Annotated in this window: 22 protein-coding genes; 8 read left to right on the top strand and 14 right to left on the bottom strand. The window is 61.2% G+C overall.

Translation table 11 applies throughout. From position 1 onward, the window contains the following. The 3 genes from P9M14_00330 to P9M14_00320 form a co-directional block, all read right to left on the bottom strand. A partial coding sequence (locus tag P9M14_00330) for a hypothetical protein (GenBank protein ID MDP8254169.1) occupies positions 1–461 on the bottom strand: 461 nt, incomplete at its 3' end. Positions 462–463: 2 nt separating this feature from the next. Then, entirely contained in the window at positions 464–934 is a 471-nt protein-coding gene (locus P9M14_00325) for a hypothetical protein (protein ID MDP8254168.1), read from the bottom strand. Further along, complete coding sequence (locus tag P9M14_00320; GenBank protein MDP8254167.1) at positions 931–1,461, bottom strand: DUF721 domain-containing protein; 531 nt, start codon at positions 1,459–1,461, stop codon at positions 931–933. The genes P9M14_00325 and P9M14_00320 overlap by 4 nt, the downstream gene beginning before the upstream one ends. 55 nt (positions 1,462–1,516) lie before the next feature. On the opposite strand from P9M14_00320, the gene P9M14_00315 reads away from it, so the two are divergent. Then, positions 1,517–2,587, top strand: coding sequence for a saccharopine dehydrogenase NADP-binding domain-containing protein (locus P9M14_00315; protein ID MDP8254166.1), 1,071 nt, complete (start codon positions 1,517–1,519; stop codon positions 2,585–2,587). Here the strand turns inward: P9M14_00315 and P9M14_00310 are convergent. From P9M14_00310 to P9M14_00285, 6 genes are all read right to left on the bottom strand, one after another. Next, complete coding sequence (locus P9M14_00310; GenBank protein ID MDP8254165.1) at positions 2,554–4,098, bottom strand: hypothetical protein; 1,545 nt, start codon at positions 4,096–4,098, stop codon at positions 2,554–2,556. The genes P9M14_00315 and P9M14_00310 overlap by 34 nt on opposite strands. After that, positions 4,095–5,150 (bottom strand): BadF/BadG/BcrA/BcrD ATPase family protein, encoded by a 1,056-nt coding sequence (locus tag P9M14_00305; protein MDP8254164.1) that lies wholly within the window; start codon positions 5,148–5,150, stop codon positions 4,095–4,097. Before P9M14_00305 ends, P9M14_00310 begins: the two co-directional genes overlap by 4 nt. A gap of 12 nt (positions 5,151–5,162) precedes the next feature. Beyond that, positions 5,163–6,257, bottom strand: a complete 1,095-nt coding sequence (locus P9M14_00300) for a Gfo/Idh/MocA family oxidoreductase (protein ID MDP8254163.1) — start codon at positions 6,255–6,257, stop codon at positions 5,163–5,165. 81 nt (positions 6,258–6,338) lie between these two features. Continuing rightward, the gene (locus P9M14_00295; protein MDP8254162.1) at positions 6,339–7,271 is read right to left on the bottom strand and encodes a lysylphosphatidylglycerol synthase domain-containing protein; all 933 of its coding nucleotides are present in this window, start codon (positions 7,269–7,271) and stop codon (positions 6,339–6,341) included. Next, positions 7,271–8,062: a hypothetical protein gene (locus P9M14_00290; GenBank protein ID MDP8254161.1), complete on the bottom strand. Its 792-nt coding sequence runs from the start codon at positions 8,060–8,062 to the stop codon at positions 7,271–7,273. Before P9M14_00290 ends, P9M14_00295 begins: the two co-directional genes overlap by 1 nt. 153 nt (positions 8,063–8,215) lie before the next feature. Further along, positions 8,216–8,815 (bottom strand): GNAT family protein, encoded by a 600-nt coding sequence (locus P9M14_00285; GenBank protein ID MDP8254160.1) that lies wholly within the window; start codon positions 8,813–8,815, stop codon positions 8,216–8,218. A gap of 100 nt (positions 8,816–8,915) precedes the next feature. On the opposite strand from P9M14_00285, the gene P9M14_00280 reads away from it, so the two are divergent. The 7 genes from P9M14_00280 to P9M14_00250 all read left to right on the top strand — a co-directional run bounded on the left by P9M14_00280 (position 8,916) and on the right by P9M14_00250 (position 15,323). After that, positions 8,916–11,276, top strand: a complete 2,361-nt coding sequence (locus P9M14_00280; protein ID MDP8254159.1) for a TonB-dependent receptor — start codon at positions 8,916–8,918, stop codon at positions 11,274–11,276. 99 nt (positions 11,277–11,375) lie between these two features. Further along, entirely contained in the window at positions 11,376–12,320 is a 945-nt protein-coding gene (locus P9M14_00275) for a MotA/TolQ/ExbB proton channel family protein (protein MDP8254158.1), read from the top strand. A gap of 1 nt (position 12,321) precedes the next feature. Then, a complete protein-coding gene (locus P9M14_00270; protein MDP8254157.1) occupies positions 12,322–12,768 on the top strand; it encodes a biopolymer transporter ExbD in 447 nt (148 codons plus the stop codon). Next, positions 12,758–13,489 (top strand): energy transducer TonB, encoded by a 732-nt coding sequence (locus tag P9M14_00265; protein ID MDP8254156.1) that lies wholly within the window; start codon positions 12,758–12,760, stop codon positions 13,487–13,489. The genes P9M14_00270 and P9M14_00265 overlap by 11 nt, the downstream gene beginning before the upstream one ends. After that, a complete protein-coding gene (locus P9M14_00260) occupies positions 13,489–13,797 on the top strand; it encodes a hypothetical protein (GenBank protein MDP8254155.1) in 309 nt (102 codons plus the stop codon). The genes P9M14_00265 and P9M14_00260 overlap by 1 nt, the downstream gene beginning before the upstream one ends. A 187-nt stretch (positions 13,798–13,984) precedes the next feature. Then, on the top strand, positions 13,985–14,716 hold the full coding sequence (locus P9M14_00255) for a hypothetical protein (protein MDP8254154.1): 732 nt from the start codon (positions 13,985–13,987) through the stop codon (positions 14,714–14,716). Positions 14,717–15,014: 298 nt separating this feature from the next. Then, complete coding sequence (locus P9M14_00250) at positions 15,015–15,323, top strand: hypothetical protein (protein MDP8254153.1); 309 nt, start codon at positions 15,015–15,017, stop codon at positions 15,321–15,323. A 146-nt stretch (positions 15,324–15,469) separates the two neighbouring features. Here P9M14_00250 and P9M14_00245 read toward each other — a convergent pair whose 3' ends face one another. From P9M14_00245 to P9M14_00225, 5 genes are all read right to left on the bottom strand, one after another. After that, on the bottom strand, positions 15,470–16,756 hold the full coding sequence (locus tag P9M14_00245; GenBank protein MDP8254152.1) for an acetyl-CoA C-acetyltransferase: 1,287 nt from the start codon (positions 16,754–16,756) through the stop codon (positions 15,470–15,472). 207 nt (positions 16,757–16,963) lie between these two features. Then, positions 16,964–17,164: a hypothetical protein gene (locus P9M14_00240; GenBank protein ID MDP8254151.1), complete on the bottom strand. Its 201-nt coding sequence runs from the start codon at positions 17,162–17,164 to the stop codon at positions 16,964–16,966. Positions 17,165–17,616: 452 nt separating this feature from the next. After that, complete coding sequence (locus tag P9M14_00235; protein ID MDP8254150.1) at positions 17,617–18,357, bottom strand: sulfite exporter TauE/SafE family protein; 741 nt, start codon at positions 18,355–18,357, stop codon at positions 17,617–17,619. 317 nt (positions 18,358–18,674) lie between these two features. Beyond that, positions 18,675–18,959 carry a hypothetical protein gene (locus tag P9M14_00230; protein MDP8254149.1) on the bottom strand — a complete coding sequence of 95 codons (285 nt, stop codon included), beginning with the start codon at positions 18,957–18,959 and terminating at the stop codon, positions 18,675–18,677. After that, positions 18,956–19,923: YARHG domain-containing protein (locus P9M14_00225; protein ID MDP8254148.1), on the bottom strand; the 968-nt coding region annotated here is incomplete at its 5' end. The genes P9M14_00230 and P9M14_00225, both read right to left, overlap by 4 nt.

The following is a 19,923-nucleotide window of genomic DNA, read 5'->3' as shown; positions in this document are numbered from 1 at the left end:
TGTTCCCAGTCGCGGGCCAGCAGCTGGACCAGGGCGAAGTTCGCCGCGCCCGCGTTCTCGTGCTCGATGGGCTTGGTTTGCAGACCGGCCTGCTCAACTAAAAAGTCGATGAACGACTGGGTGCCGGCGATCAGCAGCATCTGCTTGCCCGCCTCGTCCTCGTAGGCCAGCAGCAGGCATTGGCTGCCGTTCTCGCCCGCGATCGCCTGGGAGCCGATGCCCGCGCCGTTGCGCTCGATCTTCTGCAGCGCATCGCCGTTGCTCAGCGTCAGAGTGATCTGCGGCCCGGTGAAGGCGATCTGAAAACTTTGCTCGCCGATGTATCCGGGCTCGCCGCTACGAAAGACCATCAGTTCGCCGTTCAGCGGTCCGGTCCAGCGGCTCTGGTTTTCCTGGGCCACGGCGCTGTGCGCGGCCATTAGCAGCGATATCGCCAGCAGTACGATAAGGGCGCGTCTCATGCTCACTCCTTTGAACGTAGTCCGATCCAACCGCTCAGCTCGACCTCGAACGTGGCGATCCGCGTCAGCGGATCCACGGCTATCTGGGCCGCCACCTTGCGCTCGCGGGCCAGAGCCTCGAGGTGCTCGATCAACCCGGCCGAGCCGATCAACAGTACTCGTTCAACCCCGTCGGCCCGTAGGTCGACGACCATTGCCTGGCCGCCGTCCGCTCCGTCGATCACCGCCGCGTCGAGCAGCTCGCCGCGATGCTTGATCGTCGATTCGCTCAAACCGTTGCGCAGCCCGATGGTAAACGAGCCGTCGCGTTGAGTCAGGCTCACCTGTTGGCGGCCGACGTAGTCCTCGTGCCCCGGCGCATAAATTTTTACCAGCGCGTTCTCGGGCCAGCCCGAGGTTCCGGTCTGGGCCGCCGGGATCATCGGCAGAGCCACAATCAACAGCAGCGCGGCCGCGACGCGTCGAAATATCACGGGGCCTGTTCCGGGTCAAGCTGTTCGGCGCGCCAGTGCTTGAGTTGCATGCTGTGACGCAAATAGCGCTCCAGCGCCTTGCGTAGCGGATCGTCGGGCTCCAGCCCCGAGTCGGCTAAAAGGCTTTGGAGCTGCTCGCGATCGATCGGCAGCCCCTCGAGCTGCGGCGGTGGCGGAAAATGGCGCCGAGGCAGTTCGTACTCCTCGGGCCGTCCCATCGGCTCGATGCGGATCTCCTCCACATGCTCCGGCGCAACCACGCGGTTGATCTTGTCCAGGATCTGAGAGCGCATCAGGTACAGCTGGTGCTGCCAGACCGAACCGCCGTGCACGGCCACTACCAGCTTGTCGCCCTTGTAGCCCGCAGGGCGGCAGCGCCTCGCCAGGCCCGGCCCGACGATCGACTCCCAATCGGCCAGCACGCCGTAGCGCTTGAGTCCCTTGCCCAGGCCCAGGGCCTCCAGCGCCTCGATCACCAGCTTGCCGGCGGGGTCGGTCCGTCTGTTGTGCGGCGTGTAATCGCGCATTGCTCTCCAAGGGCAAAAGCTGCACCGGGCTACCGGCCTAGTGTATGCTTTGCCCATGAAGAAGATAGCTGTTTTAGGAGCCACGGGCTACACCGGAGAACTGGTGGTCAAGCAGGCTGCGGCCCAGGGTCTGGCGCTGATTATCGGCGGCCGCGACCAAGGGCGGCTGGAGGAACTCAACGCCGAGTGCAACGGGCTGCACGAGGTGCGCACGGCTGATGTGGGCGATCCACAAAGCATCGATGCGCTGATTGCGGATGCCGCGGTGTTGATCGACACGGCCGGTCCGTTCATCGATCTGGGGCCGCCGGTGATCCAGCGCTGCATCGAATCCGGCGTGCACTTCCTGGATACCACCGGCGAGCAGCGCTACATGCTCGAGGTCTTCCAGCGTTTTTTTGACGAGGCCACGCAGCGCAAGGTGAGCGTGATCCCCTCGATGGCCTTCGAGTATTCGCTGGGCGATTGCGCCGCGGCCCTGGCCGCGCAGCGGCTGCCCGATGTGGACGAGATCGACATGTTCTATTACGTGCCGGGCTTCTCCACCAGCCGCGGCACCAAGCTCTCGGCGCTCAAAGTTTTTGGCGGCGAGACCTTCTGCTTTCTCGACGGCGAGCTTACGCCCCAGGTTCCGGGCGCGGCCGAGCAGCGCGTGGCGTTCCTCGACCAGGAGGGGCTGCACAGCGCCCTGAGCTTCCCCGGCGGCGAGCCGGTGCTGCTGCCGCGCCACATCGCCCTGCGCGACGTGCGCAACTGGATGGTGATGAAACCCAAGGCGGCCCGGTTGTTCCAGCCCGCGGATGAAAGCTCGGGCCGCACGCCGATGCTGGCGATGATCGAGCGCTCGCTTAAATCGAATAAGCGCGGCCCCACGCTCAGCGAGCGGCAGGCGGCACGCTTCAAGGTGCTGGTGCGCGGCACATCGCCCAGCGGCACGGTGGCCTGCCAAGTCTGGGGATCAGACGTCTACCTGCTGACCGCGCAGATCATTCTCTACGGTGCGAAACGGTTGCTGGCCGAGGATCTGCCGCGCGGCGCGCTGACCCCGTCCCAGGCCTTCGGCGCAGGGCGGATGCTCGATGACCTGCGGCCCTACGGCGTCCAGACCGTGTGCGAGGGGCCGTGATCCGCGGCGCGTGAGGCGAGGGCAGCGCCAAGCTCGATCTTGATCCCGCCGACGTTGGAGCAGACAAGTAGCGCGTCGTCCAGCTCGTCGTAGGCGATCCAGCGCACGCGGCCGCCGGTTTGCAGCACCTTGAGCACACGCATTTGCGCGGTGTCGATCAGCCACAGCCTGCCGTCGAGAAATCCCGAGACCGCCAGCAGCCCGCGCCCCGGGTCCAGCCACATGCAGCGCGTGCCCAGGCCCAGGTCGATGCTGCGGCGCTCGCCGGTGTTGCGGTCGATGCGCGTCAAATCCGGGCTCAAGGGGTCGATCACATAGGCATAGCGCTCGTCCAGGCGCATGCTGCCCTGGATCCCCTGGGCCTTGAGTTCGAGGGAGCCGCCGCGTGGATCGTATTGGTACAGCCCGTGCTTGGCCGGATTGAGGCTCAGCACGCTGATCCAGGCCAGCTCGCCGTAGTGCTCGAAGTTGTACCAACGACCTGGGATCGCCGGGTAGCTGGGCTTGTCGCGGCCCAGCTCCAGGTCGCCGAAGTAGGGGCGCAGCCAGTCGTAGCCGAACAGCAGGTGCCCGGCGACCGGGCCGATCAGGTCGCTGACGTGCCCCGAGCGCGAGTCGCAAAGCCGCCGGGCCTCAAGACTTTGCAAATCCAGCTGCGCCGGAGACGAGCCCCAACCGGCAAAGGCCGTGCGCCCATCAACGATCCGCAGCTGATCCGAGAGGTGCAGCGCGGATCGCGCCTGCTTTGCATAGGGCGGTCGCGGGTCGAGGCGATAGAGGTACGGCCCGGGATCAAGGGTGAACGCCAGATAGTCGCCGTCGGGCAGGCGCTCGATAAAGCGCGCGCCGCGTCCCATGCGTCCGGCCAGCTCGCCGCCGTGCTTGTAGGTGTAAAGCGCGCTGACTCCGGGCTGATCGAGCACGCGCTGCGTGTTGGCAGTGTCAACGCCCTGGGCAAACGCCGCCAGCAGCACGCCCAGCGTAATCAACCAGGCGACGCCCATGCTGTGCAGGACGCGTGCGTTTCGCAGCCGCAATGTCCACAGCGGCAGCAGCAGACCAAGCAGCGCGAGCGAGACGAACCACGGCACGTCCAGGGAGTACAGCGCGAAGCACAGCGGGATCAGGCAGCCCAGCAGCAACAGCGCACGCGGAGAGGATTTACCTCGCGCTCGTTCCCTTCGCTGCAGGCCGAGCCACAGGCCGACGCACAGCAGCGCGCCCAGGGCCAATGCCAGACGTTGGCCGGGTCCGATCAAAACGTAAACCGTTGCGCCCAGGGCCAGAGCCAATACCAACAGCGTGCAGTGCAGAGCAATCAACGCCAGGCGCAGGGGCCGCGGCAGGCGGCCCAGCAGGGTCCCCAGCAGCAGGGCAATCGTCAGCAGCAGCGACTGCCAGAGGCCGAGTCGATGCTCGACCAGCAGGTTCAGCGCCAGCGGCGCGCCGTACAGCGGCCCAAGCAGTGCTATCGATTTTGCCAGGTCGCGCTGGAAAGGGCGTTTGCTCACGACTCGTCTAAAAAGTCATCCAAGGGAGACACCGATGCTTCGAGCACTTTATGCGTGCGGCGCAGGGTCGCGGTGCGTTTGCGTCCGGCAGGCCTGCCCAGTAGGTGATCCAGGGCCCACAGGGCCGCGCCGACGATCGGCTCCTGGCGCAGCTTGATCACCTTGGCCGTGGGCCAGCGTCGGGCCAGCTCATCGGTCAGCCCGTTGACCAGCGCCGGATGGCGGCCCTTTTGGTAAACGCTGCCGCCGAGAACAACGGTCACCGCTTCGCCGCGTTTGAAAAGCTGTCGGATGCAGCCCAGGGCGTCGCCCGCCGCGAGTTTGCCGGTGGCGCGCAGCAGCTTGATCGCCGTCTTGTCGCCGCGTCGCGCAGCCTCGAACACCACCTTGGCGTATTGGTGCCAGAACATGGGTTTGAAGTCGTCGGCGAACTCGAACTGCACGATGTCGTCGATCCGGTCCACGCCCAAAGCCTCGGCGAACATCGAGGTCAGCAGCGTCTTGGGACCGCGGCCGTCAAAGCCCTTCCAGGCCTCGGGGATCGCCTGCTTGACGATGTAGTCGGCCGAGCCGTAATCGCCGCAATACCAGCCCATGCCGCCGACCTTGACGTGCTTGCCCTCGCGGTTGAAGCCCATGCAGTTCGAGCCGGTGCCGCCGATCAGGGCCACACCCACACCGTCGTCTGTACCGGCGCGCAGGGCCACGGCCGTGTCGTTGCACAGCATTGATTCCTGCGCCGGGTCGAACTTCGCCATGAGCTCGCGGATTATCTCGAAGTCGATCTCGCGGTCCGCCCCGGCCACGCCGTAACAGGCGCTGACCACCTTGCCCGGACCGGCCATTTGCAGCGCCGAGTCGATGGCGCGCTTAAGCTCGATCCCCGCGCGCACCTTGCCCACCGACTGGTAGTTGGCGCCGTAACCGCGTCCCAGGCCCACGGCCTCGCCTTGTTCGGTGGCCACCAGCGCCACGGTTTTGGTGCCGCCGGCGTCGATCCCGAGCACCAGCGCCCGATCGGCCAATGAACCTTTACCCTGCTGTTGTTTCACCTGTTGCCAGCCCTATTTCTTTTTCTTGTTGGCGTCGATCCAGATCTGCACCGGCGTTTTAAAGCCGCGGGGCGGTTTGAACGGGAACTCGATCTTGCGGCCCTGTGCCGCCGAGAGGTATCCGGCGATCATGATCTCGAGCACCACGCGGCCGTCCTCGCCGGTCTCCACGGGCGTGCCGCCGTTGCGCGCGCAGTCGACGAAGTCGCGCATCTCTCCCGGGTAGCCGTTGTTGAACGCCCACTCCCAGTCCGGGCAGTGCCAGCCGCGCGTTTCCTTGCGCTCCGGCGCGTAGCCTTTTTCCGAGTAGACCTTGAGCCCCATGCCGTCCTGCAAGAGGTTGGCGTGGACCACGCCTTGGGGGCCGTGGACCTCGGCCACGCTGATCATCCCGCCCTGCAATGTCCAGGAGCTCTCGACCAGCGCGGTCTGCCCGGTCTGGAACTCGATGATCATCAGCACGTGGTCGTCCTGCTTGGTGACCTTTTTGTGTACGTAGAGGTCAATCTGGGCGTAGACGCTTTTGACTTTGGGCTTGCCCAGCATCCAGCGGCAGAACTCGATCGAGTGGCAACCCATGTCCATCAGAATCCCGCCGCCGGCCAAGTCCTCCTGCCAGAACCAGGGGCTGTACGGCCCGCCGTGCTTCTCCGCCTGCTTGACGAAGAACGGTTCGCCGATTGCGCCCTTGTCCACCAGATCCTTGGCATGCACGAACTTGGGCGCGTAGCACAGCTCCTCGGCGTAGCCCAAAACTACGCCCGCCTTTTTACAGGCCGCGATCATCTTGTCCGCATCGGCCAGGGTCAGCGCCAGGGGCTTTTCGCAGACCACGTGCTTGCCGGCCTTGGCCGCGGCCAGGGTGTACTGCGCGTGCAGGTAATTGGGCACGCCCAGGGTCACCATCTCGATGTCCGGGCGCTTTATCATCTCGCCGAAGTCGGTGTAGAAATCCGGGATCTTGTGCTGTTTGCAAAAGCGCTTGCCCAGCTTGGCGTCGATGTCGCAGTGGGCGACCACCTCCACGTCTGGAATCGCGGCCAGCGCGCGGTTGTGTACCCCGGAGATGAATCCCGAACCCACCTGAGCTACGCGGAATTTGCCCATTACCCTCTCCTAAAATTAATGGCGGAAATGATGATAGCCAGGAGTGTCCGGCGTTGTCCAGGATCAGGATACCTGATCGGATTACCTGCGCAGCCGTCTGACGAACGGGGCCAGGGCGGGCAGCCCGAGCAGCGCCAGCAGCACGCGGTCGAGGGTCGAGGAGAGCAGCCCCGCGGCCAGCAGCGACTCGCGCGGGCCGAAGGCCGTCAGCAGCGTGATCATTACCCACTCGCGTGCGCCAATGCCCAACAGGGTGATCGGCAGGTTCGATATTACCTGGATCATCGGCAGCACCCACAGCAGCGTGGCCAGCGGCACGTGTACTCCCACCGCGCACAGGAACATGTTCAGCACTCCGACTTGTAGCATCAGGCACAGCACGGTCTGGACCACCAGCAGCGCCCAGAGCCTCAGCGGCAGCCCGGAGAAGCGCGAGAGGTTGGCGCACAGCGCTGCGATCCGGCCCTCGCCGTGGGCCAATCCGTGGACGCGCCGCAGTCCGAAGATCGCCAAAGGCGGCGAGATCACGATCAGCACCAGCAGCAACAGCCGCAGGTTGTATGGATCGAGGCCCGAGAGCGCGATGCCGATCAGGCAGGCGATCATCAGCAGGTAGAGGTTGAGCAGCGGGACAAGCACTGTGGCCGCCACGCCCAGGCTCAGTTCGGCGCCGTAAATCCGCTGGTAAAAGACCGCGCGGTTGAGATCGCCCGCCTTGAGCAGCACCACGCGCAACGGGTAGGAGACCAATTTAATCAGCGAGGATTCGCCGAGCGTCAGCGGGATTTTGAGCGCGTGCGCCAGGGTCTGATGCTGCCAGGCCGAGGCCAGCAGGTTGTTGAGCAGCACCAGGCCCACGCCCGCCAGCACGAAGCGCGGATCAGCCGCGCCGATGGTGTGCAGTAACTGTTGCGGATCGTCGATCGAGCGATACAGCGCATAGAGAATCAGCGCCGTGATCAGCGCGGGAAGCCCCTGCTTGAGCAGGGGCCCGAAAATGCGCTTGGCGCGCATTAGTCTCCGGCGAGGTTGACGATCACGTTTTGCAGAAAGTCGCGGCCCTCCTGGGTCATCTCGGCCGGGCTGTCCTGGAATCCCCACAGCAGGTAGCGGTTTTCCTCCAGCGCCACGGCCACGCGCTCGTTGTCCCGGTCGTTGAGCGCCAGCGCTTTGACGTCCGTGGGCAGGCTGCTGTAGCTGTAGTTCATCTGCGAGTTGTCCGAGTCGTAGAACACGTAGTCCGTGTCGCCGCAGTCGTTAAACTCGTTGGGCACGTTCCAATAATCCAGGCTGCAATTGATGCCGGTCACCGAGTCCTCGTAGTCCCAGAACGTGGCATGGGTATAGTTGAGGTACTTGCCCATATAGCCCAACAGCAGGCCGCCGCCCTCGTGTACACAGATTGTCGGCAGCTCGCTGTCCCCAATGTTGTTCACCGCGTCCTGCCGCGGCCAATAGGTATCGTAGGTGACGATTATCAGCGAGTAGTCCGAGAGGTCTGCGTCAACGACTTCGCTTTGGAGCATCAATTGGTACTCGAAGTTGCCCGCTGATACCGCGGCGCCGCCCCAGTCCATGGCCGTGCTCTGTTGGTTGAAATAGACCACCAGCACCTGTTTGGGCTCGTCGTCGTCATCATCGTCATCGTCGTCGTCGTCGTCATCATCGTCGTCCACGTCGTCGTCGAAATCGCCGCCGCCTCCGCCGTTGACCGTGGCGTTTTCGCCGTCGATACCGCAGCTGATCACCAGCGCGGCGGCGATCACAACAATCAGCCAGATCAGCATGGTGGTCTTGATTTTCATCGCTCCTCCTCAGTCCGTAATTCTAACACGGGACGCGTGGTTGGCTATTTTGGCGTCGGCGATTGATGAGGCTTGGTCGGCCGGTTGCCGCGAGGTTCGCGGCTGCGCCGATGGGGTTTTCGGTTCATTACAGGAGAATTTGCGCGATCCGGGCTAGAGATATGCGGGCAGCTTGATCTGCGCCATTTTGAGCAACTGGTCGCGCTGCTGCTCGATCTGCTCGGCGAGCATGTCGAAGTAGATCGTATCCTGCGGCTCGCCCTGGACGATCAGGTCGCGCCGCATTATTCCCACACGTCTGAATCCCAGCCCTTTGATCAGCCGCAGCGATATGCGGTTGAAGGTTGCGGTGCGGACGAAAACCGAGAGCAGGCCCAGCTCGTCTACGGCGAACAGCAACATCAACGCCGATGCCGCGCGGGCGATTCCCTGACCATGAAAGCTGCTGCGCACCCAATATCCGAGTTCGCCGCGGCGGTGCATACGGCTGACGTTGTGTACGCCCACCGTACCCAGCAGCTTGCGATCCGCGGTGCGGAACACGCCAAAGGCGTACTCCATGCCCAGGCGGCGTTTGATTTGGAATTCGTGGATGTGGGCCAACTCCCGCTCCGGGGTCAGCCCCTCGACCCAGTACATCACCGGCCGCAGGTCTTCCTCGCTCTCGCCGATCGCCTCCATCGCCTGGTCCAGATCCGTGACCCTCAGCGGCCGGAGGTAGATATCAGCGCTTCTGATCAGCATGCTGGGCATGGTTGCCTCCTGTGCCTACTCTCGCTATTACCTTCTTGCTGTTCAGCAGCTATAATCAGCGTTCCGTTCCAGGGTAACGAACCCGGGCTAAAGGTGATTTATGAGACAACCGAGCCGGTTTTGCAAACTAGCGATGGTCTTGGGCCTGCTGCTGCTGCTGTGTCCGGCCTCGGCCCTGGCCGCGGGCCGGATCGTGGGCAAAGTGATCGGCGAGATAACCGATACGCCGCTGGCCGGCGCCCGGATTCGGCTGGTCGAGCTCGGTCGGGTGGCGCGTGCCGGTCCCACCGGCGCCTTCGCTTTCGAGGGCGTGCCCGCCGGCTCCTATACACTCGAGGCCGGGGCTGCGGGTTACAGCACGGCCCAGCGCAAGGTCAACCTCAGCGACGGCGGCGATGCGCGGATCGACTTCGTGCTGCTGCTGGCCACCGAAACCTTGGTCGAGGAAGTGGTGGTCACCGAAAAGCGCGAGGTGATCGACGAGACCCCCCAGACCAGCGCCACGACCTTCACCCGCGAGGCGGTGGAGAAGCAGGCCGGGATGTTCGAGGACGTGGCCAAGGCTGTGCAGGCGCTGCCAGGCGTGGTGCGCAACTCGCAGTTCACCGCCGACATGTACGTGCGCGGCGCGGACAACTGGGAGAACATCATCGTCCTGGACCGGGTGTTCCTGATCAACCCCTACCACTTCGGCGCGGGCCTCTCGGTGATCAACACCGACCTGGTCGATCAGTTCACGTTCTACTCCGGCGGCTTCCCCGCGCAGTACCCGCTGGCCACCGGCTCGATCCTCGACGTGACTTACATCGACGGCAACTCCGAGCAGGTCGAGGGCTCGGTCACCGCCAGCATGCTCTCGGCCTACGGCCACGTAGGCGGTCCGCTGTTCACCGACAAGGTTACCTGGCTGGTCTCGGCACGGCGCTCCTACTACGACTGGCTGATCAACGCGCTGGGCGCCAGCAACATCCCGGTGCCGTACTTCTCGGACTACTACGCCAAGATGACCTTCCAGCCCGGGGCCGATCACGTAATCCGCGCCTGGGCCCTGCGCTCCGAAGACGGCGCCGAGGCCAAGCTCGACGACATGGACGAGGAGAACGCCAGCTCCGTGGACGAGGGCGACGCGCTGTACCAGAACATCCAGCAGATCTTCGGCCTGGACTGGGGCTGGGCGGTGAGCCCCAAGGTTTTGCTCGACAGCGGCCTGGCCTACCAGATACAGAACACCGACGCCTCGATCAGCGGCACCGACCCGATCTGGGTCCAGGCCCAGATCAACGTCTCCACGTTTCGTGAGGATCTGACCTTGGAACTGCATCCGCAGGAGACGCTCAAGCTCGGCGTTGACGGCGCCTGGCTCGAGTTCCAGGTCGACAGCCTGCTCAAGATCGAGGAGTGGGTCTCCGGCGCCAACACCGGCGACGAGGCCGACTTCTTCCGCATTCCCTTTGAGCAATCCAAGCCGTACTTCCTGGTCGGCCCCTACCTGACCAACGAATGGACGATCGTGCCCGACCGGCTGCGCCTTGACGTAGGTATGCGTGCCGACTACTTCGACAACGACGCCAATCCCGCCTGGCACTACAGCCCACGCGCGTCCACGGCGTTGAACATCGCCGAGGGCTCGGTGCTCAAGGCATCGTGGGGCCTGTACCATTCAATGCCGATGAACGTGCTGGCCGTGGACGAGGTCTACGGTAATCCCGACCTGCTCTCGGAAAAGAGCGTGCACTACGTGCTGGGCTACGAGCAGGCGCTTACCGAGAACTCGATGGCCCGCGTCGAGCTGTACTACAAAGATCTGTACGACCTGGTGTTCCAGGACATCGACTGGACCACCATCGACCTGGGCGGCGTTGAGGTGCAGTTCGCCGATCCGACCAAAGATCTGCATTACTACAACTCCGGACGCGGACGCGCTTACGGCATCGAGCTGTTCGTGCAAAAGAAGCTCAGCGGACGCTGGGACGGCTGGCTGGCCTACACCCTGGGCTGGGTCGATCGCATCTCCGGCCTGGACGACGACATCGGCTGGTATCATCCGCTGCAGGACCAGCGCCACACGATCAACGCCGTGGGCAACTACACGCCTTGGCCCGATCGCGGCTGGACCTTCAGCCTCGACTTCAGCGCGGCCTCGGGCAAGCCCTACACGCCGATCGACGACTGGCAAATGGTGGGCGAGGGCACACCGTTTCGCGCCTGGGTTCCGGTCAGCGGCGAGATCAACTCCGCGCGCTTTCCGTGGAAGAGCCAGCTCAACGTGCGGGTGCAAAAAGATTGGAAGATCCGCAAACGCGTGACCATCGGCACGTTCATCGAGATCTACAACGTGTACAACGCGCACAATGTTTACGACTACTTTTATACCGAGCAAAGCGAGCTGGAAAAGCCCACGCGCATGACCTTGTTCGACCTGCCGTTCCTGCCGTTTCTCGGGGTCAAATGCTCGTTTTAACGTTGCGTGACACTATGTATCGCAGCATGGAACGACGATGGATTTTATGATAGATTTCTGCACTCGCCACGCCCGTCCCGGTAGCACGAAGCTGCAATTGTGGGATATCCGATTGGGCTGCGACGCACCCAGCTTGTAGAGCATCATCGCAACGAGGATCAGATGACCAAGACGCGCATGATTATAATCATCCTGGCCGTAATCATGGCCGCGGGCCTGGCCACGGCCCAGGTCGAGATTACGCCGTCGCCCGCGGATGTCGCGGCCGAGGCGATCGACGAGACCCAGACCGAGGCGCAGACCGTGGCCGAGGGGGCAGGAGACCAAACCCAGGCCGAACCGATTCCCACAGCCGAACCGAGCCCGGCCGTGGCCGAACCGACCCCGGGCGAGCTGGGCATGACCGGCCGCAACGGCATTGAGCGGCGGCTGATCAGCGTCAGCATGGCCGGCGCGCGCGCGCTGCTCTACGTGCTGTTCCTGATGTCGTTTCTCAGCGTGTTCGTGACCATCGAGAAGTACGTGCAGTACCGCCGCGAGAACCCGCTGGGTCCCGGCTTCCGCGCCAAGCTGGTCGGGCTGCTCCAGGCCGGCGACGTCAAGTCGGCTCTGGCCGCGGTCACCGACGTGCGCGGGGTAAACGCCGCATTGATCCGCGAGGGCCTGCAAAACTTCGACGAGGGCCCCGGCACCATCGAAGAGGTAATCGAGGGCCGACTGATTTTGGAACGCAGCAGGCTCGAGCGGCGTCTAATTATCTTGGGAACGATCGGCAACAACGCGCCGTTCGTCGGACTGCTGGGCACGGTGATGGGCATTATCAAGGCGTTTCACGATTTGTCGATAGCCACCAGCCAGGGGCCGCAGACCGTGATGGCGGGCATCTCCGAGGCCTTGATCGCCACGGCCGTGGGCCTGTTCGTGGCGATCCCAGCCGTGATCGTCTACAACTGGCTCAAGGGACGCGCGCGGCTGCTGCTGGACGAGGCCGAGGCCAACGCCAAGATCGTGCTGGCCTACGCCAAGCGCGCGCACGGGAAGTAAGATGGCGGGCAACCACCGCGACTCCGAAGAGTCGATCACCAACATCAACGTCACGCCGCTGGTGGACATCACCCTGGTGCTGCTGATCATCTTCATGGTCACGGCCACGTTCATCGTCTCGCCCTCGATCAAGGTCGAGCTGCCCAAGGCGGTGACTGCCGAGAGTTCCGACCCGCAGACGTTCTCCATCGTGGCCACGGCCGAGGGCGACCTGTTTCTCAACGGCGCGCCCACGGACGAGGCGCAGATCGTCGACTACATCAAACAACGCCTGGTCAACAGCCCGGACCTGCAGGTTGTAATCAGCGCCGACAAGATGGTCTACCACGGCAACGTGGTGCACCTGATCGACCTGGTGCGGCAACACGGCGTGCGCAAATTCGCGCTCAACGTCGAGTCTGATGTGCCCGCCGAGCCCGACCAATCCGCAGGGGACGATGAGGATTGAGCCCGAACCTCCGCGGCGCCCTTGGATCTTCCGCGCGGCGCTGATCGGCTCGCTGCTGGTGCACGGCCTGTTGCTGGCGGGCTTTGTCGCCATTGGCGACGAGCCGTCCAAAGAATCGTACGTGGTCGACCTGATGGTCACAGCGCCCGAGCCGACCCCGGAACCCGTCGCTCCCGAGCCGACCCCGCCGCCCGCGGTTCCCACTCCGCGGCCGACCCCCACCACGCTGCCGCCGCCCAACGAGCAGGTTGACGAGCCGCCGCCCGAGGAGCCGCCCAAGCCGGTGTTCGGCGTGACCGACGACTCGGTGACTGACGGCGATTCGAGCGTGGCCGTGCGTGTGGGCAATACGCTGATGAAAGATATGGAGGACGAGTTCACCGATCCCAATGACGTGCATGGCTATGCCGGGCTGCCGCCCGGGATTCACGAGGCCACCGAGCTCGACCATCCGCCCAAACCCACGCGCATGATTAAACCGACTTACCCGACATTGGCGCGCCGCGCAGGCAAAGAGGGACGCGTGATTTTGCGCATCCTGATTACCAGCGAGGGCAAGGTGCAGCAGGTGCAAGTAGTCCAGGGGCCCGGCGGAAACTTCGGGTTCGAGGATTCGGCTGTTGCGGCAGTGCGCAAATGGCGCTATGAGAAACCGACCATCAACGGCCACGCCGTTGACTGCTGGGCCACACTGCCGATCCGCTTTACCTTGGAGAACTAATGCGCTCCGCCGCAGAGATGTTTGAAGAGTTCAGACGCCGTGCCACCGAGTCGTTCGGCGCACAAGCCAAAGGCGGACAGGCCACAATCACCGACCTGATTAAACACCCGTCCCCGCCGTTTGATAAAGCCCCGCCAGTGCTGCGCACCCTGGTGACCGTGGCTGGCCTGGTCAGCGTGGCAACCCTGGCCGGCATGGGCTTCGTGGCCCTGGCCCTGCTGGTTCTGTGCACCCTGCTGCTGCTGCTGATCCTGCACCATGTCCTGGGCATCGAACTGACCCTCGACCCCAACGAGATGTTTTTCTAGCACGCCAAGCGAATTTAATTGACATACTGTTAGACGAATGCTATCCAATTAGATGGTTGCCGCTTTGCAGCTTCCAACACGATTGGGATATGCGGATGCGGTAATTATTCGTAATCGATCGGTGGGCTGATAATTAGATATCATGTCCTCGGAATTCCTGGAGCAGGATAACAAAGGAGGTCCAGACATGGGAACCGATTCCGAGCTGCAATTGCGGATTCAGAATTTTTCCGACGAACAATTATTGGACATGCTTAAAAATACATCCGATTATCTACCGGAGGCGATTTCCATGGCTCAAGAGGAACTATCGCGCCGTGGGGGATTGGATTTCGTTCATTCGAGAATGGCGTCAGATCGCCTTCAAGAAGAAGAAGAAGAAGAAGAAGAAGAAAGGGATACGGCCAATGCGACAGAACCCCTGTTTCTTTATATTCCCATCAGCCGATTAATTGTTCTGTCGATTCTGACTGTTGGGTTATACGAAATTTATTGGATCTACAAAAATTGGAGCTATCTCAAGGAAAGATACGATCTGAGAATTAGGCCTTTCTGGCGCGGAGTCTGGGGAATTTTCTTCTGCCACAGTCTCTTGCGCAGAATTCATGACGATCAAGAGGCCAACTCACTCCAATTGCCCTCTTTCACTCCCGGCTATCTCGCCACCGGGTGGATCATCATGACGATCGGCTCAAATCTTGTCGCCAGAATTCCCGGAGCCTTGTCAACAATAATATTTCCATTCATCCCATCGTTTTTATTCCTTGTCCCTGTACAAAAATACATCAATAGTATTAGTATTATCCGGAATCCAAATGAAAAATACCATAGCTGGTCCACCGGTCATATCGTGTGTATTATTATAGGCACTGTTGTATGGGGATTATCGATATTTGGTCTACTAACAACCGAATGGTAGCAAGCCCGTGGGTCGTGGGTTCCGAAAATTCGGTCCAAGTTGATTTTAGCGTAATCCCAGGGACACGATACTTAATTATTTTGTATCTAGTTGATTAACAAGCACTTTCCCTTAAGCCGAGGGGGTAGTTCCACGGACACGATACTTAATTATTGTATAACAACTTGTTTCTAAATGAATATTACATGTTGGGCGTTCCAGGGGTTATGTGAGCTCTCGGTATTCAGGCAGGATTTACCTTGATATTTGATTTTGTTTTTAAAGCAAAGGACACCTGATATACTCCCCCGAAGGTGGCGTGAAAGTTAATGAAACAAGAGACGGGGCGATGACGAAGGGCTCGACAAATCAGACTAAGCCGAGTTCGGATATCGCCATCTATCGCGGCGAGGACGGCCAGAGCCGCATCCAGGTCCGGGTTGAGGCGCAAACCGTCTGGCTGACTCAGGCGGGTATGGCAGAGCTGTTTCAGACCACGGTTCCCAATATTAGCCATCATATCCGCAACATACTGGACCAGGGCGAGTTGGAGGAGGCGGCAACTTGTAAGGATTACTTACAAGTTCGCCAAGAAGGAGTTTGGTGGACACCCATAACCTCTAGCTAAAGCTTCGTAGTACTTTGCAGGCACTCATTCGCATCGATTCCTAATTAATAAGTAAGAAACCCATCTGCGAATTTGGATAGTCGGGCAGGTAGATACAAAAAGGGCCGGGTTGCCCCGGCCCTTGGATTGGCAGGAAAGGGGTTGGCTTAGCGTTCCAGAACCATGCTCATGCCTTGGCCGCCGCCGATGCACAGGCTGGCCAGGCCCAGGTTTTTGTCAGCGGCCTTGAGCTGCATGGCCAGGGTGTAGACGATCCGTGCGCCGGTGCAGCCAATGGGATGGCCGATGCTGATCCCCGAGCCGTTGAGGTTGGTCTTGTCCATGTCCACCCCCAACTCGCGGATGCAGGCGATGGCCTGGCTGGCGAACGCCTCGTTGAGCTCGATCAGGTCGAAGTCGCCGATTTGGGCGCCGATCTTGTGCATCAGCTTGCGCGTGGCGGGAATCGGCCCCAGGCCCATGTAGGCCGGATCCACGCCGCCCGAGGCCCAGGCCTTGACCTTGGCCAGCGGCTCCAAGCCCAGCTCCGACGCCTTGTCAGCGGACATCAGCAGCACTGCGGCCGATGCGTCGTTGATCCCCGAGGCGTTGCCAGCTGTGACCGTACCGTCCTTTTTAAACACGGTGCGCAGCTTGCCCATCTTTTCGACAGTGGTGTCCATCGGGCGCTCATCGATCTCGAACACGATCGGGTCACCCCGGCGTTGGGGCATCACAACCGGCACGATTTCGGCCGCCACGCGGCCCTCGCTGATCGCCGCGCGCGCCCGCTGATGGCTCATCGCGCCCAGCTCGTCTTGCTCCAGCCGCGTGATGCCGTAGGACTCGGCGATGTTCTCGGCGGTCAGGCCCATGTGGTAGCCGTAGAAGATCTCGTACAGTCCGTCGAAGACCATCAGGTCGGTCAGCTCGCCGTTGGGCATGTCCATCCGATAGCCCCAGCGCGCCTTGGGCAGGGCGTAGGGCACCTGGCTCATGTTCTCCATGCCGCCGGCGATTATAACGTCGGCATCGCCGCAGGCGATCGATTGCGCGCCAATGGCGATGGCCTTCATGCCCGAGGCACAGACTTTATTAACCGTGATCGCGCTGGTCTCCTCGGGCAGTCCCGCGCGGATCATGGCTTGCCGCCCGGTGTTCTGGCCCTGGCCCGCCTGCAGCACGTTGCCCATGATTACTTCATCGACGTACACCGGCTGCGCGCCTTGGTCGTAATCAAAGAACTTGGCCTGGTGCTCGGTCTTCTCGAAATCGCCGAATACGTCGGGCCGGAACCCCTTGAGCGTATCGGTCAACGCCGGCTTGAGCCCGGAGCGCTTGAGCGCTTCTTTGATTACCAGTGTACCCAGGTCGGTGACCTTGACGCCCTTGAGCGATCCGCCGAACGTTCCCACGGCTGTCCTAGCTCCATTGACGATAACTACATCCCGCATGATCCACGCCTCCGTAACCAAAAATGTGATTGGGCAAACAGCTTCGGCTGCGAATAATACCTAAAACGCCCGCCACTTAAAAGAGTCCGGACGCACCGCGGCCGCGGTGGGGATTGGTAGGATTGTAGGTGGATAAGAATCAGGGCAGAAGGTGGTGGGTATATTCTAGAGCTGAACCGCTAACGTTGGTGAGACTCGGCCGCGGACTTAGGGCATCAGCATGAAGAACACCAGAAACTCTATAAAGAAGATGATTACCAGCGCAATGACCAGCCCGAAATCCAACGGCCGATCCGACGGCCCCCGGCCCAGGCTGAAGTTGTGCAGATATTCATCGTGCTCTGCTTTGAGGACTTGGCTTTCAGACTTCATTGCGCCTGTCTTTCTTTGCAGCATCCGTTCAGCCATATTACATGCTCCTTATGCGAACTTCGGAACAGACTGGCATCGGTTGCCTGAATTCTAAGTTGTTCCTCCCAACGCGAATTGACCTGTCCGAAAACGCAAACCATCTATCTGGATTTATTTAAAGCATAAATTGGGCCGCAAGAGCTATCTAGTTGATATCATACATTTTATGTGTTAAGTTGGGGGCATTTATGACGATTTGTCATTACTGTATTACTTTGGAGTTAAGGTAGTATTACGATATTACCTATTGTTTGTAATGCCGTCCATTGTTTTGGATAATCCATTGTAAATTAATCGAATAACCTATCGAATAGATCGTGCGGAACAAGAAAAAATCTGCAATTTCAGCCCTAATTGGTTACAAATGATTAACAATATGCCAGGGGATAGACGGAGGCCAATTACTAATTGTAATACTAAGAACGGGCTATGCTAATTTCGTAATCAGGTTAGCTGCCGAACAGCAGTACGAAACCGGCAACGCAAAGCAGGATATAGGTGGCGAGGCGGAAGTTATGTTGGGAGATGCGATGGTGCAGCCAGTCGCCTGCGACCACGCCGATAGCCAGGGCGGGCAGCATGGTCGCGCTAAGCTTAAGGGTCTCAAGGTTGATCGTTCCCAAGGCCAGGTGGCTGACCACCAGGATCGAGTTGAGAATCAGCCACAACGTGCTCATGGTGCTGCGGAACTCGAGCTTGTCGGGCAAGGTGCGCGTTGTGCAAAACACAACCAACGGGCCGCCGCAGGAGAACAGTCCCTGGAGCAGTCCCCCGCTGAACAACCAAATGATTGCGGTCCACTTACCGATGGGCCGCTGCAGCGCCTGTTTATCGCGCGCCAGACGTAGCACCTGGAACACCGAGAGGCAGATTACGAACAGTCCGTAGAGTGGCTTAAGGCGGTCGTCGTGCCAAGTGGCAAACAGGGCAAAACCACAAATGATCCCCAGGGCGGTTACCGGCAAGGTCCGCTTGATCAGCTCGTCGCGTCTGATATGGCGGCGATAGCGCACCACGATGTAGGCGCTGAGCAGCACGTTGATCGGAATGAATACCGGCACCAGTTGGGCGACCGGATAATAGTGGGCGCCGAAAGTGATCGCCACGATGCTGCCGCCGAAGCCGGCGACAGTCTCGGTGATATTCGCTAAAAACACGAAGAAAAAGAGCATTATCAACGCAGGCTGCACCAACAATCCCCTCACATGGGTCAAGAGCAAAGAGGAATGCTACACTTGGCGCTGCGATGATTCAATCCTTACGGCGCGGGGCGATAGCTTTTTCTTGAACTAGGCTCAAACAGCAATATATTTGAGGCACTAAGAGAAAAATAACTAACACAGAGGACAGCGGCGACCGTTGGGACTTGGACTTCTCGATCTACATGCACCCCGAGTATGCCTTTGTGAAGGCCGAGCTGTCCCCGGGATTCGCCCTGGTCGAGCTGGTGTCGCCCGCCTCCTGACTGCGATTGCAAACCAATGGGCGGCCGGCTGGGCCGCCCTTTTTATTCTTCTGTAAGTTGCTTGCGGCGCAGGTGAACGAATACGCCGAAGGCCACGGCCAGGGAGATCGGCAGCCCGACCAGGCGCAGGGTGGTGCGGTGCTTGGCCTCCGGACTGACGGTCAGGCCGTGGGAGCGCAGGCCCTGCTCGAGTTCGTCGATAGTGTCCAGCTCGCCGAGCATCGGATTACCGGGTTTGGGAAAAATCAGCGGCGCGAGCACGAACACGAACAGCGCCAAACTGACCAGTCCGGCGACTATTGCCATGCGCAACGGATGGTCCTTCATCTTGCCTCCGCTTGGGGCTCACCGCCCAGACGGTTTCTGAGGCGTTTGATCGCCTGTTGCTCCTCGGGGCTGAGCCAGGAGCGATCGAACGGCTCGTCCGAGGGTAGGTAGAATCCCGAGCCGTAGAACAGCTCTTGCATCTTCTCGTCGGAGAAATGGTAGCCGCGGCGTGCGTAGAGCAGGTTGATCAGCAGCTGCGGTTCGTAGCACGCGAGCAGCTCGTCGTCGATTGTCAGATCCAGGGCGAAGCGCTGTAAACACTCCCCGCAGTTGCGGCCTTGCTGCTGTGCCTGTAACAAGCCCTCAAGCTCGAGCTCCCCCCGCGCATGGCGGCTATACAGGGTCAGGTTCTGTTGCGGCTCAATGTTGCGAAAGGTCACGATCAGCCGTCGCTGGGGCCCGGCGGAGTACCAGATGTCGTAGTCCAGGCCCTCTACTTTATTCGTGCGTCCTTGGCCGCCTCCGACCAGGGCCGCGCCACTACCGTCGAACGGCTCGCCGTAGAGCAGGCTCAGGTAACAGCGGTTGTTGGATGGCGACAGGCGGTATTCGAACACCGCCTCCTCGATGTTTCCCGCCCAGCCCGCGCCGGTTCGGAACACGTAGGGCAGCCATGACTCGCCCATCGAACTGACGGACGCGCCCACGGTGTAGCTGTGGCGGATGTCGGTGTGCCTGCGCGGGGCGAACTCAACCTCGAACACGTAGAGGCTGTCCCAGGCCTGCATATAGACGCCGGCCGTGACCTCTTCGCCCTTGATCGCACTGGTCGTTGTGGGCTTGCCGTTGACGGAAACCTCGAATTTGCCGACCGACGCATTGCTCTCGCCCGGCGGTCGGACCACGAACTCATCGTAGCCCTCGCCCAGCAGTGTCACCGGGAACCCGACCTGCATTTGTATCGGCTGGTCCGTGGGGTTGTAGAAGGTCAGCAAGGCCAGCACCTGCCAGCCGCCGCGGTCCA

It is taken from the genome of Candidatus Alcyoniella australis, from assembly GCA_030765605.1.
Taxonomy (GTDB): Bacteria; Lernaellota; Lernaellaia; order JAVCCG01; family Alcyoniellaceae; genus Alcyoniella; species Alcyoniella australis.
The sequence above is the reverse complement of the archived record's forward strand: the minus strand, read 5'-3'. Positions and strand labels throughout refer to the sequence as shown.

What these genes read in the sequence shown, in the direction of transcription:
- P9M14_00240 (MDP8254151.1), bottom strand. Translation starts at nt 17,164, where the DNA reads ATGGCTGAACGGATGCTGCAAAGAAAGACAGGCGCAATGAAGTCTGAA.
- P9M14_00270 (MDP8254157.1), top strand. Translation starts at nt 12,322, where the DNA reads ATGGCGGGCAACCACCGCGACTCCGAAGAGTCGATCACCAACATCAAC.
- P9M14_00265 (MDP8254156.1), top strand. Translation starts at nt 12,758, where the DNA reads ATGAGGATTGAGCCCGAACCTCCGCGGCGCCCTTGGATCTTCCGCGCG.
- P9M14_00260 (MDP8254155.1), top strand. Translation starts at nt 13,489, where the DNA reads ATGCGCTCCGCCGCAGAGATGTTTGAAGAGTTCAGACGCCGTGCCACC.
- P9M14_00300 (MDP8254163.1), bottom strand. Translation starts at nt 6,257, where the DNA reads ATGGGCAAATTCCGCGTAGCTCAGGTGGGTTCGGGATTCATCTCCGGG.
- P9M14_00245 (MDP8254152.1), bottom strand. Translation starts at nt 16,756, where the DNA reads ATGCGGGATGTAGTTATCGTCAATGGAGCTAGGACAGCCGTGGGAACG.
- P9M14_00290 (MDP8254161.1), bottom strand. Translation starts at nt 8,062, where the DNA reads ATGAAAATCAAGACCACCATGCTGATCTGGCTGATTGTTGTGATCGCC.
- P9M14_00230 (MDP8254149.1), bottom strand. Translation starts at nt 18,959, where the DNA reads ATGAAGGACCATCCGTTGCGCATGGCAATAGTCGCCGGACTGGTCAGT.
- P9M14_00280 (MDP8254159.1), top strand. Translation starts at nt 8,916, where the DNA reads ATGAGACAACCGAGCCGGTTTTGCAAACTAGCGATGGTCTTGGGCCTG.
- P9M14_00295 (MDP8254162.1), bottom strand. Translation starts at nt 7,271, where the DNA reads ATGCGCGCCAAGCGCATTTTCGGGCCCCTGCTCAAGCAGGGGCTTCCC.
- P9M14_00315 (MDP8254166.1), top strand. Translation starts at nt 1,517, where the DNA reads ATGAAGAAGATAGCTGTTTTAGGAGCCACGGGCTACACCGGAGAACTG.
- P9M14_00285 (MDP8254160.1), bottom strand. Translation starts at nt 8,815, where the DNA reads ATGCCCAGCATGCTGATCAGAAGCGCTGATATCTACCTCCGGCCGCTG.
- P9M14_00255 (MDP8254154.1), top strand. Translation starts at nt 13,985, where the DNA reads ATGGGAACCGATTCCGAGCTGCAATTGCGGATTCAGAATTTTTCCGAC.
- P9M14_00320 (MDP8254167.1), bottom strand. Translation starts at nt 1,461, where the DNA reads ATGCGCGATTACACGCCGCACAACAGACGGACCGACCCCGCCGGCAAG.